We start from the raw sequence: 16,295 nt of genomic DNA, 5'->3' as shown, positions 1-16,295 counted from the left end.
GTCCCTGCATGAAGGTGCTCGTCCTTGGCGGCTACGGTCTGATCGGCGAAGCCGTCGTCGGCCGCTTGCTTCGCGACGGTCATCATGTGGCCGGCCTTGGTCGCAATGTCGTGGATGCCGAGCGGCGCTGGCCGGCGGTGCGCTGGATCGCCGCCGACATGTCGCGGCTGCTTGCCGCTGAGCACTGGCTGCCGGTGGTCACCGGCATGGATGCAATCGTCAATGCGGCGGGCGCCTTGCAGGACGGCCCGCGCGATCGCCTCGACGCCATCCACCGGCATTCGGTGGTGGCGCTGGTCGCGGCATGCGAACAGGCCGGCGTGCACCGTATTGTCCAGATTTCCGCGATCGGCGCCGACCTCTCCTCCAGCGACGCTTTCTTCAACAGCAAGGCGCAAGGCGACAGGGCTGTCGCAAGCTCTGCGCTGGAATGGACGATCCTGCGCCCGGGTTTGGTGATCGCGCCCGCCGCCTATGGCGGGACAGCCCTTTTGCGCGCCCTTGCGGCCTTCCCCGCTTTTATCCCTGCCGTCATGTCGCGCCAGCCGATCCAGACCGTGGCGGTTACCGACGTTGCTGAAGCGGTCTCGCGCGCGGTCGCCGGATCGCTGCCGCCCCGTACTGCCGTCGATCTCGTCGAGGCGCAAGCCAGACCGCTCGCCGATGTTCTCCTAGCCTTTCGGGCATGGCTTGGCCTGCCGCAGGCGAAGGTCGTACCGGTGCCGGCCATTGTCGGCCGTCTTGCTGCCGTGACCGCCGATGGCCTCGGCCTCCTTGGCTGGCGATCGCCTTTGCGCAGCGCAGCCCTTGCCGCGCTGGCGCGTGGCGTGACCGGCAATGCCGGGCCATGGAACCAGATTTGCGGCCATCCGCTGCAGCCGCTGGAAGCAACGCTGGCCGCCATGCCGGCCCATGTCCAGGAGCGATGGTTCGCGCGCCTCTGGCTGGCAAAACCTGTCATCTTCGGCTGCCTGGCCCTGTTCTGGCTTGCTTCGGGCATCATCGGCCTGATCCGGCAAGACGAGGCCGCTTCCATTCTTGTCTCACGCGGCGTGTCGGCGAAATTGGCGGACATGTCGGTTCTTGCCGGCAGTGCTGCGGATATCCTGGCCGGCGCGGCGGTTCTGGTCCGGCCCTTTGCTCGGCCAGCGCTGCTGGCGATGATAGCCATCACGCTGTTTTATCTGGCGGCGTCGACGCTTCTCGTTCCCGGTCTATGGCTCGCGCCGCTGGGGCCGCTGGTCAAGACGATCCCAATGCTGTGCCTGGTGCTTGTGGCGCTGGCGGTCCTCGACGAGAGATGAACCTCTGGGCCGACATACTGCGCTGGACGCATGTCATTGGCGCCACGGTTCTCTTTGGCACCGGCGCCGGGATCGCCTTCTTCATGCTGATGGCGCAGCGCACCGGTCGCGCCGAGCTGGTCGCCCATGTCGCGGGCACGGTTGTCATCGCCGACACCATATTCACGGCAACCGCGGTCGTCGTGCAGCCGATCACCGGCGTGTTGCTTGCTCGGGCATTGGGGTGGCCGCTGTCCGAGGGCTGGATTGTACTGTCGCTGCTGCTTTATGTCGTGACGGGTCTGTTCTGGCTGCCGGTGGTCTGGATCCAGATTCGGATACGAAATCTGGCGCGACAGGCGGCCGTCGAAAATCGACCGCTGCCCGTCGAGGAAAAGCGCCTTTTTCGCATCTGGTTTGCTTGCGGCTTTCCGGCTTTCGCTGCCGTGCTTGCCATCGTTTGGCTGATGGTCGGCCGGCCGGCGATCAGTCTTTTTGGAGGATGATGTGCCGACGCTGACCATGTACCAGGTCGATGCCTTTGCCGAGCGCGCCTTTCAGGGCAACCCCGCTGCCGTCCTCATCTTGCAGGACTGGCTGGCGGACGAGGTGATGCAGGCCATCGCAAACGAGAACAATCTTGCCGAAACCGCCTTTGCTCGGCCGAACGGCAAGGGCTGGGACTTGCGCTGGTTCACACCGGTTCATGAAGTCGACTTCTGCGGACACGCCACCCTGGCGACCGCCCATGTGCTGGCCTCGCAACACGATGTGGCCGATGACATGGCCTTTGCCACGCGAGTGGGCGAGTTGCGGGTCTCTCAGCGGCAAGGCGCCTACCAGCTCGATCTGCCATGCTTCCCGCCGCAGCCTGTCGATTGCGAAACCATGCTGGCGCTGCGGGAGATATTGTCGCCGCATCCGGTTGCGGGCTTTCGCAATTTTGAGAACCTGTTCGTCGAGCTTGCCGACGAGCAATCCGTCCGGTCCTTCGTTCCCGACCTGCTCAGGATCGAAGCTTTTCACCCGCTCGGCCTTGTCATTACCGCGCACGGCCAAACGCATGATTTCGTCTCCCGCTATTTCGTTCCCGGAGCCGGCATCCCCGAGGATCCGGTGACCGGCTCAATTCATGCGACGCTGGTGCCGTACTGGGCTGAAAAACTCGGCAAGACCCACCTGTCGGCCTTCCAGTGCTCACAGCGTGGCGGGCATCTCTTGTGTGACCTGGCCGACGATCGCGTGCTGATCCTGGGTCGCGCCAAGACCTTCATGAAGGCGGAAATCTATCTTCCGGAATGAACGGCGGGCCGGATTGAACAACGGGCGCAGGCTGATCAGGCCGCAGGACCGCTCGCGGCAAAGCTTGGACGGGCAGCGATCCGGTCCCACCACGCCTGGATCTCGGGGAACTCCGCGAGCAGCTTTTGCCCCTCGGCGACCTTGACGAAATAGCCGATGATCGGCGCCGCATGCAGATCGGCCAGCGTCAGCTGGTCGCCAAGCAACCATGGACCCGGCGCTTTCAGTGAGGAGAGCGTCTGAAGCGCCTGCTCGCCTGCGAAAGCCCTTTGGCGATCAGTGCCTCGTCGGGCGCCTCCTTCTCCAACCGTTCGACGGCGACATCCCAGACCATCGACCGATAGGCATAGGCGTCGAGCATGCCGATGAACTGGTTCATCCGCGCATGGCCGCGCGGATCCTTCGGCTGCAGCGCCGGCCCGTCAAAGGCTTCGTCGACATAGCCTGCAATCGCGCTCGTCTCGAAAAGGCGAAACCCGTCATGCTCGAAGGCCGGAATGCGGCCGAACGGGTGATGTTCGAAATACCAGGCGGGAATGCCCTCGGCGGCAAAGACATCGACCGGCACAAGCCCGTAGTCGATGCCTTTCTCCTCGAGCACGAGCCTCACGATGCGCACATAGACGCTGTAGTCCGCGCCGTAGACGACGGGCTTGCCCATATACCCCTCCCGGGTCTTGCCTGGTCAGGCCATCGCCTTCTGCAGGTTCTCGTCGATCTTGTCGAGGAAGCCGGTGGTCGAGAGCCAGGGCTGGTCGGGGCCGATCAGCAGCGACAGGTCCTTGGTCATGAAACCGCTCTCGACCGTCTGGATGCAGACCTTTTCCAGTGTCTCGGCAAAGCGCTTCAGTTCGGCATTGTCGTCGAGCTTGGCGCGGTGCGCGAGGCCGCGCGTCCAGGCAAAGATCGAGGCGATTGAATTGGTCGAGGTCTCCTCGCCCTTCTGGTGTTGCCGGTAGTGGCGGGTGACGGTGCCGTGCGCGGCTTCGGCTTCCACCGTCTTGCCATCCGGTGTCATCAGCACCGAGGTCATCAGGCCGAGCGAACCGAACCCTTGCGCAACGGTATCGGACTGGACGTCGCCGTCATAGTTCTTGCAGGCCCAGACATAGCCGCCGGACCATTTCAGGCTGGACGCCACCATGTCGTCGATCAGCCGGTGCTCGTACCACAGCTTCTTCGACTTGAACTCGGCCTCGAACTCGGCCTCGTAGACTTCCTGGAAGATGTCCTTGAAGCGCCCGTCATAGGCCTTGAGGATGGTGTTCTTGGTCGAGAGATAGACCGGATAGTTGCGCAGCAGGCCGTAGTTCAGCGAAGCACGGGCGAATTCGCGGATGGAATCGTCGAGATTGTACATGGCCATGGCGACGCCGGCGCCCGGCGCATCGTAGACATCGTGCTCGATGACCTTGCCGTCCTCGCCGACGAACTTGATCGTCAGCTTGCCCTTGCCGGGAAAGCGGAAATCGGTGGCGCGGTACTGGTCGCCGAAGGCGTGACGGCCGACGATGATAGGCTTGGTCCAGCCCGGCACCAGGCGCGGCACGTTCTTCATGATGATCGGCTCGCGGAAGATGGTGCCGCCGAGGATGTTGCGGATGGTGCCGTTCGGCGACTTCCACATCTTCTTCAGCTTGAATTCCTCGACGCGCTGCTCGTCGGGCGTGATCGTCGCGCATTTCACGCCGACGCCGTATTTCTTGATGGCGTTGGCCGAATCGATGGTCACCTGGTCGTTGGTGGCGTCACGGTGCTCGATGCCGAGGTCGTAATATTCAAGCTTGAGGTCGAGATAAGGGTGGATCAGCTTGTCCTTGATGAACTGCCAGATGATGCGGGTCATCTCGTCGCCGTCGAGTTCGACGACCGGGTTCGCCACCTTGATCTTCGCCATGGAAAGAATGCCTCGTTCAACAGTTGGGTGATGGCGGGGCAGACCTCGCCAGAGCAGGGACTTCGCCTATAGCAAAGCGATCAGAGCGGTGCAAACCGGGACGACGCAGACGCAGGCTGCTGCCGGAGCAATTCCAGGAAAAGTGCGAAGCGGTTTTCTCGGGAAAAGCGCATGGCGCTTTTCCTCAGGGAATTGCGACAAAAACAAGAAAGATAGAGCGGTACGGCGTTTCCGTGAAACGGTGAACCGATCTGGCAATCGAGAACAAAAAAAGGCGATGCCGCGCTGCCCCTGATGGGCAACCGGCATCGCCTTGTTTCATGCTGCCGCGGAAGCGGCGGTCGCTTATTGCAAAGGCGCACCGCCGGGGCCCGGGAAGGCGGTGAGCGGTGTGCCGTCGGCTACGTTGCCGGAGATCATGTTGTTCTTGAACGACTGCACGGCGCCGCTCCCGGTATTGCTGACCCCGGTGACATTGCCGAATATCGTCGATGCGCCGAGAAAAGCGATGGCGCTTCCGTTGCCGCTGGCAGCGGCACCGTTCGCGTTGACACCGCTGCCGGCATTGCCGCTGATCGTGTTACCCGTAATCGTCGCACGCACCGGCGATGCAGCGGCGACGGATTTGATCGCCACGCCGTTGCCGGTGTTGCCGCTGATCAGGCTGTTGGTCAGCGTCAGGTTCATGGCAACGGTATTGCCGGTGCCGTCGACAAGAATGCCGCTGGCGCTGTTGGTGATTTCCACCCTCGAAAGGATGGCGTTGATACCAGCAGCCACGGACGATTTGATGAGAACGCCTTCAGCGCCTGACTCGGCTATGCGCGTGTTGCTTATGTAGAGTTCGCTGTTGGCGTTGGCGGCGAATTCGACGCCGTTGCCGCCCATCCGCTCTATGTTGCAGTCCTCGATATGCAGTTGACCCTGGCCAACCATCCGCACGCCGTCGAGGCCATTGCCTATACCGTCTATGTCGATACCGCGAAGATGCACCACCGAGCCGACCGGCGTGTTGACGATGATGCCGTTCACGAGGGACGCGAGCACGCCAGCTTCAGTGTTTCTGCAGTCGATGGTGATGGATTTGGTGATGGTGACCGCGCCAAAGCCGCCCGGGTCGATGCAGTTGATCTCGCCGGCCGTAGCCGTCTTCGAGATGGCACCGGCAAAAGTCTTGCACGGTGCGGTTCGGCTGCACGGATTGGCGTCGTCACCAACGCCGGAAACCCACGTCCGCGTCGCTTGCGCGGAAGCTGGCGCAATCAGGAAGGCTGACGCCAGAGCCAACACAGCGAGTGAAAGGAAAAACCGTAAGATTTTCAATTGCCCCTCCTAGATTTGGCCAACGCCTCGTCGGCCATGGAAACCGGTGTCGATATGCTTGGGGCATAAATAAACGACGGGAGCGTGCAGGACACACTCCATCTTCGAAATACCAACCGTCGATACACTTTGAAAACCCAAGCGGTCGGGAGATTACCTTTTTCTAATTTGATTCTCCAGTGACGCGACGCGTCATCGTAAATAAATATACATTCGGATCGTTGATGATTTTTACAAATGGAAAATATCGCCGATGCCGGCACCGAGCACAGGGCGGGTCCATTTGTCGACGGCTTGGGCCGCCATGGTCGAGCGGTGCAACCGGGCAGCGGAAGACGCAGGCTCCTGCTATGGCAGTCGGGAACAAAGAGGCAATGCCGCCTATCCCTTGAGGGCAGCCGGCATCGCCTTTGTTCACGCTACCGCGCAGGCTGTCGTCGCTTATTGCAGCGGCGTACCGCCAGGGCCCGGGAAGGCGGTGAGCGGTGTGCCGTCGGTTACGTTGCCGGCGATCATGTTGTTCTTGAACGACTGGACGGCGCCGCTCCCGGTATTGCTGACCCCGGTGACATTGCCGAAGATCGTCGATCCGCCGAGAAAGGCGATGGCGCTTCCGTTGCCGCTGGCAGCCGCACCGTTGGCGTTGACGCCGGCGCCGGCATTGGCGCTGATCGTGTTGCCGGTAATCGTCGCGCGCACCGGCGATGCCGCTGCGACGGATTTGACCACCACGCCGTTGCCGGTGTTGCCGCTGATCAGGCTGTTGGTCAGCGTCAGGTTCATGGCCACGGTGTTGCCCGTGCCGTCGATAAGAATGCCGCTGCCGCTGTTGGTGATTTCCACCTTCGAAAGGATGGCGTTGATACCAGCAGCCACGGACGATTTGATAAGAACACCTTCGGCGCCTGCCTCAGCTATCCGCGTGTTGCTTATGTAGAGTTCGCTGTTGGCGTTGGCGGCGAATTCGACGCCGTTGCTGGTCACCCGCTCTATGTTGCAGTCCTCGATATGCAGTTGACCTTGACCAAGCATACGCACGGCGTCGGCGCCTGTGCCTACACCGTCTAGATCGAGGCCGCGGAGATGCACTATCGAGCCTGCGGGCGTGTTGACGATGATGCCGTTCGTGCCGAGCGTAAAAAGCACACCGGCTTCAGTATTTCTGCAGTCGATGGTGAGGGATTTGGTGATGGTGACCGCGCCAAAGCCGCCCGGATCGAGACAGTTGATCTCGCCGGCCGTCGCTGTCTTCGAGATGGCACCGGCAAACGTCTTGCAAGGTGCCGTTCGGCTGCACGGATCGGCGTCGTTGCCAACGCCGGAAACCCACGTCCGTGTCGCCTGCGCGGAAGCTGGCGCAATCAGGAAGACTGACGCTGCAAGCAACACGGCGAGTGAAAGGAAAAACCGTACGATTTTCATTTGCCCCTCCTAGATTTGGCCAACGCCTGCGTTGGCCGTTGAAATCCGTGATGAAATGCTTGGGGGGCATAAATAGATGACGAGAGTGTGCAAGACACGCTCCGTCTTCTCAATACCATTCGTCAATACACGCTGGACCCAAGCGGGCGGGAGATTACCTTTTTCTAGTTTGATTTTCCACCGACGAGATGCGTCATCGTAAATAAATATGCATTCGGTTCGTAGATGATTTCTAAAAATGGAAAATATCGTCAATAGCAACAGTGAGCACCGGCCGGTCCATTTGCCGGCGGTTTGAGGCGCCCAGTCGAGCCATCACGCAACAGCGAGGTCGGATGTCTTCTTGGTTGAGTGCACGAGTGCGATGCCGCATCCCGCCAATCTCCCGAGGGGACGGCACAAGGCTATTTGTCGGCCAAGTGGCGGATAACTCTTCAAAAAGCCGCATCGATATGGCACGACGCGGAGACTTCGTGGCGCATTCACCTGGAAAACATGACCGGAACGGACTTTCAGCACGGCCTCACGACCGCTGGCCCGGCGATCATCCTCGTCGAGCCGCAGCTCGGTGAGAACATCGGCATGGTGGCTCGTGCCATGGCCAATTTCGGCCTGTCGGAACTGCGCCTGGTCAACCCTCGCGACGGTTGGCCGAGCGAGAAGGCGCGCGCGGCCGCCAGCCGCGCCGACCATGTCATCGACGCAGTCAAGGTGTTCGACGACCTGGCCTCGGCGCTCGCCGACCTGAACTTTGTTTTCGCAACCACGGCCAGGCAGCGCGACGGCTTCAAATCCGTGCGCGGCCCGGTGGAAGCGGGCAGGGTGCTCCGGACCCGTCACGCGATGGGGCAGCGCACCGGCATCCTGTTCGGTCGCGAGCGCTTCGGCCTCTACAATGACGAGGTCGGCCTTGCCGACGAGATCGTCACCTTCCCCGTCGATCCCGATTTCTCCTCGCTCAACATCGCCCAGGCGGCCTTGCTGATGTCCTACGAGTGGATGAAGTCCGGGCTGGAAGACGAGACCAAAACCAATTTTTCCGGTCCGGACATGAAGCCGGCAAGCAAGGAAGAGCTGCACGGCCTGTTTGCCTATCTCGAAGGCGCATTGGAAGCGCGCGGCTATTTCCGCCCCGCACCGAAGAAGCCGAAGATGGTCGACAACCTGCGCGCCGTGCTGACGCGTGCCGGTTTCGCCGAGCCGGAGCTGAAGGTGCTGCGCGGCATCATTTCGTCGCTGGACAGGTTTTCACCGGCGATGCCGCGTGGCGAGGGTTCCCCGGGCGACGATCCAAGACGATTGCCGGCGGCCGTGGCGCGCGCCCGCAAGGCGGAAGGCGATCGCCTGGCAGGCAAGGCAGACGGCACCGGCAAGGACGACGACATGCCGCCGCTCGGCGGAAAGGGAACCGACAATGACTGAGCGGCCGATCCTGATGTTCGATTCCGGCATCGGCGGCCTCACCGTGCTGCGCGAGGCGCGCGTGCTGATGCCCGACCGCCGCTTTGTCTATGTCGCCGACGATGCCGCCTTCCCCTATGGCGCCTGGGAGGAGCCGGCCCTCAACGCCCATATCCTTGGCCTGTTCGGCGCGCTGCTGGAAAAATTCCAGCCCGAGATTTCGGTCATCCCCTGCAACACCGCATCGACACTGGTGATCGACGCGTTGCGCGAGAAATTTCCCGGTCACCCTTTTGTCGGCACGGTGCCGGCGATCAAGCCGGCCGCCGAGCGCACGCGCTCAGGCCTCGTCTCGGTGCTGGCGACACCAGGCACGGTCAAGCGTCAATACACGCGCGACCTGATCAGCAAATGGGCGCAGAAATGCCATGTGCGGCTTGTCGGCTCGGACCGGCTGGCGCCGCTGGCGGAAATCTACATGCGCGAGGGGTTCGTCGACGAGGAGATCGTCCGCCAGGAGATCGCGCCCTGCTTCGTCGAGAAGGACGGCGCCCGCACCGACATCGTCGTGCTCGGCTGCACGCACTATCCGTTCCTGGCCAATCGCATGCGCAAGACCGCGCCCTGGCCGGTCGACTGGATCGATCCGGCCGAAGCGATCGCCCGCCGCGCCATGTCGCTGCTGGCGCCGGTCGACGGGCCATTGCCGGTGGGTGAGCCTGACATTGCGGTCTTCACCTCCGGCAAGGCGGATTTCGCCACCAGCCGGCTGATGCAGGGGTTCGGGCTGGTCGTGAGCCAGATGGCGGCGGAAACGTCTCCCACTTAAACAGGTTCGAAGACGATGCTGCGTTGATCTGGATCGGCCAAGACCAGCCTTAGCGTCAGATCGTCGCCCTGTCTAAGCCCGGAGGCCTTTACGTTGGCAACGACAGGCATGTCGGCAAGCTGAACGCGCACGCCATGGTCGACGACGTCGGTGACAGCAGCTTTGAACGTCTCGCCCTCGCGTCCCTTCAGCATCACCGCCTCGGCAAGGTCGATAGCCGCGTGGTTGATCTGCGAGGCGTGGCTATCCGCACGCCCCATTACCTGCGGCAATCTGGCGAACGCGTCGGTGACAGCCTGGGACACCGGCTGGCCATTGGCGATGGCCAGCGCGCAGCGCACGACGTAGCGATCGGCCAGTCGCCTGAGTGGCGCCGTTGCATGGGCATAGGTCGCTGCCATCGCCTCATGCCAGGGCACAACACCTTCCTTATAGGGTTGGTAGGATGCGCCGGCGCTTGCATGGCGGATTTCCAGCATCAGCGCCGCCTGTTGCGGATCGGTCGGCTCAAGGGTTCGCTGATAGTCACGCAAACTTGTGGAGGCCGGCCAAGACAGCCCGAGAGCCTGTGCCGCTCTGCGCAGTCTTTGCACCCTGAAAGCATCTGGCTCCGACATCACCCGAAATAACCCGGTATGGTGCGCAAACATGGCGTCGGCAATCGCCATGTTTGCAGCCAGCGAAAGCGCGGCGTTGTCTTGCTCGGATTGCAGCAGCGGTCTGAACGAAAGCCGGAATGTACCATCGGCGAGCCTTTCAACCTCCTGCTCGGGTGGGTCGACGCGCGAAGCGCCACGACGCTCTTCGTTCATTGCCATGCGTCGCGCCATTTCGGCGAAGCCGGCCGGAACGTCTGAGGGCTTCACACTGTCATAGGCGAGCTTCGCGCGGCTTTGAATGATTGCCCGCTCCGCGCCGTCCAACTTCGTCGCACCGTCGTGCGCAACCCGGACCGTGAAGACAACCGCCGGCCGCGATCCATCCGGCAGCAGGCTCGCTGCACCCTCGGCAATTACCGGCGGGTAGAGCCCGGCCTTGCCGTCCGGCAAGTAAAGTGTCTCGCCCCGCGTCCAGGCTTCGAGATCGATCGCGTCACCGTCCTCGACGAACCAGGCTACGTCGGCAATGGCGTAATGCAGCAGAAGATCGCCGCCGCTCGCCTCGATTGAGAACGCCTGATCAAGATCGGTGGAGCTCGCCGGATCGAGCGTGACGAAGGGCATCGCTGTTCGATCGGCATGCTGGTTGGGCACACGTTTGGCCGCCGCCTCCGCGGCAGCCACGACGACTACCGGAAATCTATCTGGCACGTGGAATTCGGTGCGGATTTTCGCCAGGCCAGTGGAGAGAGCTTGTGAGGGATCGGTCAGAGATTTCATCCAGCCGTCCTACACTGGGGTTCCATACACGGGAAGGCTGCCAACGAGAATCGCCAAGCCTGAATACGTGGCGAACTGGCACCAGCGGGCCGGGAACCGAGCCACCGGGACTGGAACCGTCACCAAACCAGGGCGTTTCTTCTGAAAGCAACGGAGAAACAGCCATGCCAGCCACCTCGAAAGCCCAGCAGAAAGCTGCCGGCGCCGCTTTGTCGGCCAAGCGCGGCGAGACCAAGAAGAGCGAGCTCAAAGGCGCTTCGAAGGGAATGTATGAATCGATGAGCGAAAAGCAGCTCGAGGAGTTCGCCGAGACGAAGCGCAAGGGACTGCCGGAAAAGAAGTCGGACAGCTGACCCTGGTCGCGTGTCGTCTGGAAGCTGCACCAAAGTGCACTGCATCTACGCAGGAAAACGGGTATCTCGTCGCCAGGCCCTATGCCAGTCACAAGCTTGACACCGGTTGAATCTCGGTTTAACCAGCCGTCACAACCACCGGGCAGCGATGTCCGGTGTTTGTTTTGTATGCGCAGGATCAGGATGCCTAGTCGTTTCCGATCTTGTTTGAAATGACGTGTCCCGTGGGTTTTCCGCCGCGTTGCGTGGGAAAACCCTGTCAGGTCTCGAAAACGGAGGCCAGAGGAGGGCGCGTTTCCTTCACCCGGACCATGAGGTTCCGGGTGTGTTGTTTTGAAAAGGGAATGCGATGAGCAAGCGCGAATCCGCGAAGTACAAGATCGACCGCCGTCTCGGCGAAAATATCTGGGGCCGCCCGAAGTCCCCGGTCAACAAGCGTGAATACGGTCCCGGCCAGCATGGTCAGCGCCGCAAGGGCAAGCTTTCCGATTTCGGCCTGCAGCTGCGCGCCAAGCAGAAGCTGAAGGGTCACTATGGCGACGTTTCGGAAAAGCAGTTCCGCAAGGTCTATGAAGAGGCCGATCGTCGCAAGGGCGACACCTCCGAGAACCTGATCGGCCTGCTCGAGTCGCGTCTCGACGCGGTCGTCTACCGCGCCAAGTTCGTGCCGACCATTTTCGCCGCCCGTCAGTTCGTCAACCACGGCCACGTCAACGTCAACGGCAAGCGCGTCAACATCGGCTCGTACCGCTGCAAGCCGGGCGACGTCGTCGAAGTCCGCGAAAAGTCGAAGCAGCTGGTCATCGTTCTGGAATCGGTGGGCTTGGCCGAACGCGACGTGCCGGACTACATCGAAGCCGATCACAACAAGATGGTCGCGACCTTCTCGCGCATTCCCGGCCTGGCTGACGTTCCGTTCGCCGTGCAGATGGAACCGAACCTCGTCGTCGAGTTCTATTCGCGCTAAGCGACGAATTCTATTCGCGCTAAGCGAACGCATTTTGCGACACCATCCAAAGGCCGCCCATCGAGGCGGCCTTTTCTTTGTCTGCCATGTCCGCTAATCCGGGCGCTCCAAACAAAGTGATAGAGGGGTTGGAGTTTCCTTGAAACGATGACCGGTCCACTGAAAGCGACATGCTATGAACATGCTGCCAGACGTCGAAACGCTTGAACCGATTGCCGACGGCGAAGGCGGCTTCCATCCGCTGTTTGCCGATGTGCCGTCCTCGGTCGAGTTCAACAAATTGCGCAAGCGGCTGCTGCGTCTCACCCGTCAGGCGATCGAGGATTTCTCGATGGTCAAGCCCGGCCAGCGCTGGCTCGTAGCGCTGTCGGGCGGCAAGGATTCCTACGGGCTGCTCGCCGTGCTGCTCGACCTCAAATGGCGCGGGCTGTTGCCTGTCGATCTGCTGGCCTGCAACCTGGACCAGGGCCAGCCGAATTTCCCCAAACACATCCTGCCGGACTATCTCGACAGCCACGCCATACCGCACCGGATCGAGTATCAGGACACCTATTCCGTCGTCACCGACAAGCTGCCCGAGGGCAGCACCTATTGCTCGCTCTGCTCGCGTCTCCGGCGCGGCCATCTCTATCGCATCGCGCGGGAAGAGGGATGCTCGGCGCTGGTGCTCGGCCACCATCGCGAGGACATTCTGGAGACGTTCTTCATGAACCTGTTCCATGGCGGCCGTCTTGCCGCCATGCCGCCGAAACTGCTCAACGACGAGGGCGACGTCATGGTGCTGCGGCCGCTGAGCTATTGCGCCGAAACCGACCTTGAGAAGTTCGCCGCGGCAATGCGGTTCCCGATCATTCCCTGCGATCTCTGCGGCAGTCAGGAAGGCCTGCAGCGCAACGCCATGAAGGCGATGCTCGAGGATATCGAAAAGCGCATGCCCGGCCGCAAGGACACCATGATCCGCGCGCTGTCCAACACCAGGCCGTCACATCTGCTCGACAGAAAACTGTTCGACTTCGCCGCTCTCAACGACACCCTCACCACCAGGCAAGATGTTTCCAATGACATTTGACGACACCGCGATCGACTGGCTGGCCGGCGTTCTGGCCGAGGCGGCAGAGGTCGAGATCATGCCGCGCTTTCGCAGGTTGGGCGACGGCGACGTCCGGCAGAAGACCTCGGCCGCCGACCTGGTGACCGAGGCCGACGTCAATGCCGAGCGCCTCATCACCGCCAAGCTGCGCAAGCGCTATCCCTCGGCGATGGTGGTCGGCGAGGAAGCCTGTTCCGACAATCCGGCGCTGCTTGATGGCCTGGGCGATGCCGATCTTGCTTTCGTCATCGACCCGGTGGACGGCACCTTCAATTTCGCGTCCGGCGTGCCGCTGTTCGGCGTCATGCTGGCGGTGGTGGTCAAGGGCGAGACGGTTGCCGGCATCATCCACGATCCGGTCGGCAAGGACTGGCTGATCGGCGCCAAGGGCGCCGGCAGCCATATCCGCCATGCGCATGGTAGCCTTGAGAAGGTGCATGTCGCGGCGCCCGCGCCGATCTCGGAAATGACCGGCTCTGTCTCCTGGCAATACATGCCCGAACCGGAGCGGTCGCGGCTGGCGCGCAACCAGACCAAGATCCTGTCGCAATTCGCCTATCGCTGTGCGGCACACGAATATCGCCTGTTGGCCAGCGGCCATGCCCATTTCGTCGTCTACAACAAGCTGATGCCGTGGGATCATCTGGCCGGTGTGCTGATCCATGTCGAGGCCGGCGGCCACGCCGCGCGTTTCGACGGCAGCGCCTATCTGCCGTCGCATGTTGGCGGTGGCCTGCTTGTCGCTCCGGATAGGGAAAGCTGGCAGGTCCTGCGTCACGAACTCTGGGCTGAGTAGCCGCACCGCTCCCGTGCAGGGTCGCCTCAAACCGGCGGGTTGTGTGGCTGAAACATCTTGCCGCGTTCGGCGATCAGGATCATCAGAAGCGCTGCCACCGACACGCTGCAGAAGCCGGCGGCCAATGGCGTTACAGTGCCGTTGAAGGCTTGGCCGATCAGCGTGCCGAGAATGCCGCCGAGAAAGGTCTGCATGAAGCCCAGTATGGATGACGCCGTGCCGGCCAGTTGGCCGAGCGGCTCCATCGCCAGCGCATTGAAATTCGCGCCGAGTGCACCGAACGGAAGCATGGCACTGGCAAAAAGGGTGATGAACAGCCAGAGCGGCATCTTCATTTCCAGGGAAACCACCAGCCAGACCAGGCTGATGGTCAAAAACAGCAGGAGAGCGCTCTGCGACAGTCGGCGCATGCCGATGCGGCCGACAAGGCGTGAGTTCAAATAGTTGGAAAAAGCGAGCACGCCGGCGACACCGGCGAAGATCACCGGGAACATCTCGCCGACATTGAAGACGTCGACATAAATCTGCTGCGCCGAAGCGATGAAGCCGAACATGGCGCCGACGATGAAAGTGCTGGCGAAGGCGTAGCAGAGCGCCATTCGGTTGGTCAGCACGATGCGGAACCCGCCAACGACGGATGAAACCGTCAGCGGCCTGCGATACTCCGGATGCAGCGTCTCGGGCAGGCGCAGCAGCGCCCACGCGGACACGATCATGGCGCCGACAGCCATGGTGACGAAGATCCAATGCCAGGTTGCAAACAGCATGATGAACTGGCCGATCCCCGGCGCGATGACTGGTATGGCCATGAACACCATGAAGATCAGCGACATCACCTCGGCCATGCGACGGCCGTCGAACGTATCGCGCACGATCGAGATGGCGATGACGCGTGTGGCGGCAGCGCCAATGCCTTGTACGGCGCGGCACAGCAGAAGTGTTTCAAAGCTTGGCGCAACAGCGGCCGCCGCAGCCGCGGCGACATAGATCACCAGCCCGGCAACCAGCGGCGCGCGACGTCCGAAACGATCCGAGAGCGGACCGAAAAAGAGCTGGCCGCCGCCGAAGCCCAGAATATAGGCTGTTATGACATATTGCCGGTGGTTTTCGTTCTCGACGCCCAGCGAGGCGCCGATCTGCTGCAGGGCCGGCAGCATGATGTCGATGGCCAGCGAGTTCAGCGCCATCAGCGCTGCGCACAGCGCGATGAACTCCCAGCGCGGAATGGGCAGTTTGCTTGCCGATTGCGGCGCTGCTGTTGGCTGGTCCACGGCAAGTCCGATCTCTCAAACGAAAACGCGCCGGCGGGCCGGCGCATTGGCTCGTCTTGCTCCCGGTATCCGAGACAAAAAATTGCCGAGGTGGGGCTGCCCGGGCGCCTGGTACATGAACCGAAAATCGACGTCGATTTTCAGTTCATGCAAAAACAGAAATCAGGCGGCGCCTTTGACGCCGACGCCCTTCTCGACGAGGAACGTCTGCAGTTCGCCTGCCTGGAACATCTCGCGGATGATGTCGCAGCCGCCAACGAATTCACCCTTGACATAAAGCTGTGGGATAGTCGGCCAGTTGGAATATTCCTTGATGCCCTGGCGCAGCTCGGCCGAGGTCAGCACGTCCACGCCTTTGTAGTCGGCGCCGATATAGTCGAGGATCTGGACGACCTGGCCGGAAAATCCGCACTGCGGAAAGCCGGGCGTGCCCTTCATGAAAAGGACGACGTCGTTGCCCTTCACTTCATTGTCGATGTAGTCGTTGATGCCGCTCATAAAATATCCTTTCCCGCCTGTGGGAGTCAGGCTCGAAACATACCTTTCAAATAAACCCAACGATTGCTCGAAACAAGACGTTAGCCGTGCCGTAGCTGAAATGGCGCAAAGGATGGGCCGTTTTGGGCCAAGCGGTCTTCGCTGCTGCTGGTCAAGCGGTCTTGTTCTGGTGCGGATTAGTCGGGAACGCTGGTCTGCAGCGCCAGAGCGTGCAGCACGCCGCCCATATTGCCCTTCAGCGCGTCATAGACCATCTGGTGCTGCTGGACGCGGCTCTTGCCGCGAAAGCTCTCGGCCACCACCTCGGCCGCGTAGTGGTCGCCATCACCGGCCAGATCGCGGATCGTCACCTTGGCGTCCGGAATGCCGTCCTTGATCAGTTTTTCGATGTCGTGGGCATCCATTGCCATGGCAAAATCCTGTTTCGAGCGGCCGGCGGCCGGCCATAAGTTAAGAGTCGGGTGAGCCTAAAGCCTTTCTGGTC

16 protein-coding genes and 1 pseudogene are annotated in these 16,295 nt (G+C 61.8%); 9 read left to right on the top strand and 8 right to left on the bottom strand.

The annotated features are described in order from the left end of the window. Positions 1-8 precede the first annotated feature (8 nt). The 3 genes from AC1DYW_RS29830 to AC1DYW_RS29820 are packed head-to-tail and all read left to right on the top strand — an operon-like array spanning position 9 to position 2,585. Positions 9-1,304, top strand: a complete 1,296-nt coding sequence (locus AC1DYW_RS29830; RefSeq protein ID WP_457153592.1) for an SDR family oxidoreductase — start codon at positions 9-11, stop codon at positions 1,302-1,304. Beyond that, positions 1,301-1,789: a DUF2269 family protein gene (locus tag AC1DYW_RS29825; protein ID WP_477228576.1), complete on the top strand. Its 489-nt coding sequence runs from the start codon at positions 1,301-1,303 to the stop codon at positions 1,787-1,789. Before AC1DYW_RS29830 ends, AC1DYW_RS29825 begins: the two co-directional genes overlap by 4 nt. A 1-nt stretch (position 1,790) precedes the next feature. After that, entirely contained in the window at positions 1,791-2,585 is a 795-nt protein-coding gene (locus AC1DYW_RS29820) for a PhzF family phenazine biosynthesis protein (RefSeq protein ID WP_477228575.1), read from the top strand. A gap of 35 nt (positions 2,586-2,620) precedes the next feature. Here AC1DYW_RS29820 and AC1DYW_RS29815 read toward each other — a convergent pair. From AC1DYW_RS29815 to AC1DYW_RS29800, 4 genes and pseudogenes are all read right to left on the bottom strand, one after another. Then, positions 2,621-3,246, bottom strand: a pseudogene (locus AC1DYW_RS29815) (glutathione S-transferase family protein). 24 nt (positions 3,247-3,270) lie between these two features. Beyond that, complete coding sequence (locus AC1DYW_RS29810; protein WP_095085403.1) at positions 3,271-4,482, bottom strand: NADP-dependent isocitrate dehydrogenase; 1,212 nt, start codon at positions 4,480-4,482, stop codon at positions 3,271-3,273. A 345-nt stretch (positions 4,483-4,827) separates the two neighbouring features. Continuing rightward, the gene (locus AC1DYW_RS29805) at positions 4,828-5,805 is read right to left on the bottom strand and encodes a right-handed parallel beta-helix repeat-containing protein (protein WP_477228574.1); all 978 of its coding nucleotides are present in this window, start codon (positions 5,803-5,805) and stop codon (positions 4,828-4,830) included. Between the two features lie 441 nt (positions 5,806-6,246). Continuing rightward, positions 6,247-7,227: a right-handed parallel beta-helix repeat-containing protein gene (locus tag AC1DYW_RS29800; RefSeq protein WP_477228573.1), complete on the bottom strand. Its 981-nt coding sequence runs from the start codon at positions 7,225-7,227 to the stop codon at positions 6,247-6,249. Positions 7,228-7,722: 495 nt separating this feature from the next. On the opposite strand from AC1DYW_RS29800, the gene AC1DYW_RS29795 reads away from it, so the two are divergent. Together AC1DYW_RS29795 and murI are read left to right on the top strand one after the other, a co-directional pair. Further along, complete coding sequence (locus AC1DYW_RS29795) at positions 7,723-8,649, top strand: RNA methyltransferase (protein ID WP_477228572.1); 927 nt, start codon at positions 7,723-7,725, stop codon at positions 8,647-8,649. After that, on the top strand, positions 8,642-9,457 hold the full coding sequence (murI, locus tag AC1DYW_RS29790; protein ID WP_477228571.1) for a glutamate racemase: 816 nt from the start codon (positions 8,642-8,644) through the stop codon (positions 9,455-9,457). The genes AC1DYW_RS29795 and murI overlap by 8 nt, the downstream gene beginning before the upstream one ends. Here murI and AC1DYW_RS29785 read toward each other — a convergent pair. Continuing rightward, positions 9,454-10,836 carry an RNB domain-containing ribonuclease gene (locus AC1DYW_RS29785; RefSeq protein WP_477228570.1) on the bottom strand — a complete coding sequence of 461 codons (1,383 nt, stop codon included), beginning with the start codon at positions 10,834-10,836 and terminating at the stop codon, positions 9,454-9,456. The genes murI and AC1DYW_RS29785 overlap by 4 nt on opposite strands. A 164-nt stretch (positions 10,837-11,000) precedes the next feature. Between AC1DYW_RS29785 and AC1DYW_RS29780 the strand changes: the two genes are divergently transcribed. The 4 genes from AC1DYW_RS29780 (at position 11,001) to AC1DYW_RS29765 (ending at position 14,042) form a co-directional block, all read left to right on the top strand. Then, on the top strand, positions 11,001-11,189 hold the full coding sequence (locus tag AC1DYW_RS29780) for a DUF3008 family protein (RefSeq protein WP_457151355.1): 189 nt from the start codon (positions 11,001-11,003) through the stop codon (positions 11,187-11,189). Positions 11,190-11,538: 349 nt separating this feature from the next. Next, entirely contained in the window at positions 11,539-12,156 is a 618-nt protein-coding gene (gene rpsD / locus AC1DYW_RS29775; protein WP_013895883.1) for a 30S ribosomal protein S4, read from the top strand. A 175-nt stretch (positions 12,157-12,331) separates the two neighbouring features. Next, positions 12,332-13,225: a tRNA 2-thiocytidine(32) synthetase TtcA gene (gene ttcA / locus AC1DYW_RS29770; RefSeq protein WP_477228569.1), complete on the top strand. Its 894-nt coding sequence runs from the start codon at positions 12,332-12,334 to the stop codon at positions 13,223-13,225. Further along, positions 13,215-14,042 carry an inositol monophosphatase family protein gene (locus AC1DYW_RS29765; RefSeq protein ID WP_477228568.1) on the top strand — a complete coding sequence of 276 codons (828 nt, stop codon included), beginning with the start codon at positions 13,215-13,217 and terminating at the stop codon, positions 14,040-14,042. The genes ttcA and AC1DYW_RS29765 overlap by 11 nt, the downstream gene beginning before the upstream one ends. 26 nt (positions 14,043-14,068) lie before the next feature. Here AC1DYW_RS29765 and AC1DYW_RS29760 read toward each other — a convergent pair whose 3' ends face one another. The 3 genes from AC1DYW_RS29760 to AC1DYW_RS29750 all read right to left on the bottom strand — a co-directional run bounded on the left by AC1DYW_RS29760 (position 14,069) and on the right by AC1DYW_RS29750 (position 16,221). Next, complete coding sequence (locus AC1DYW_RS29760; RefSeq protein WP_477228567.1) at positions 14,069-15,313, bottom strand: multidrug effflux MFS transporter; 1,245 nt, start codon at positions 15,311-15,313, stop codon at positions 14,069-14,071. Positions 15,314-15,475: 162 nt separating this feature from the next. Beyond that, positions 15,476-15,811: a Grx4 family monothiol glutaredoxin gene (grxD, locus tag AC1DYW_RS29755; RefSeq protein ID WP_095085430.1), complete on the bottom strand. Its 336-nt coding sequence runs from the start codon at positions 15,809-15,811 to the stop codon at positions 15,476-15,478. A gap of 176 nt (positions 15,812-15,987) precedes the next feature. Continuing rightward, a complete protein-coding gene (locus AC1DYW_RS29750; RefSeq protein ID WP_010909092.1) occupies positions 15,988-16,221 on the bottom strand; it encodes a BolA/IbaG family iron-sulfur metabolism protein in 234 nt (77 codons plus the stop codon). Positions 16,222-16,295: the final 74 nt, after the last annotated feature.

It is taken from the genome of Mesorhizobium sp. P2_D5, from assembly GCF_056404355.1.
This window is presented reverse-complemented; position numbering and strand designations above follow the sequence as displayed.

Coding starts and splice junctions, on each gene's coding strand:
- AC1DYW_RS29830 (WP_457153592.1), top strand. CDS start 9: ATGAAGGTGCTCGTCCTTGGCGGCTACGGTCTGATCGGCGAAGCCGTC.
- AC1DYW_RS29825 (WP_477228576.1), top strand. CDS start 1,301: ATGAACCTCTGGGCCGACATACTGCGCTGGACGCATGTCATTGGCGCC.
- AC1DYW_RS29810 (WP_095085403.1), bottom strand. CDS start 4,482: ATGGCGAAGATCAAGGTGGCGAACCCGGTCGTCGAACTCGACGGCGAC.
- AC1DYW_RS29800 (WP_477228573.1), bottom strand. CDS start 7,227: ATGAAAATCGTACGGTTTTTCCTTTCACTCGCCGTGTTGCTTGCAGCG.
- AC1DYW_RS29795 (WP_477228572.1), top strand. CDS start 7,723: ATGACCGGAACGGACTTTCAGCACGGCCTCACGACCGCTGGCCCGGCG.
- murI (WP_477228571.1), top strand. CDS start 8,642: ATGACTGAGCGGCCGATCCTGATGTTCGATTCCGGCATCGGCGGCCTC.
- AC1DYW_RS29785 (WP_477228570.1), bottom strand. CDS start 10,836: ATGAAATCTCTGACCGATCCCTCACAAGCTCTCTCCACTGGCCTGGCG.
- AC1DYW_RS29780 (WP_457151355.1), top strand. CDS start 11,001: ATGCCAGCCACCTCGAAAGCCCAGCAGAAAGCTGCCGGCGCCGCTTTG.
- rpsD (WP_013895883.1), top strand. CDS start 11,539: ATGAGCAAGCGCGAATCCGCGAAGTACAAGATCGACCGCCGTCTCGGC.
- ttcA (WP_477228569.1), top strand. CDS start 12,332: ATGAACATGCTGCCAGACGTCGAAACGCTTGAACCGATTGCCGACGGC.
- AC1DYW_RS29765 (WP_477228568.1), top strand. CDS start 13,215: ATGACATTTGACGACACCGCGATCGACTGGCTGGCCGGCGTTCTGGCC.
- grxD (WP_095085430.1), bottom strand. CDS start 15,811: ATGAGCGGCATCAACGACTACATCGACAATGAAGTGAAGGGCAACGAC.
- AC1DYW_RS29750 (WP_010909092.1), bottom strand. CDS start 16,221: ATGGCAATGGATGCCCACGACATCGAAAAACTGATCAAGGACGGCATT.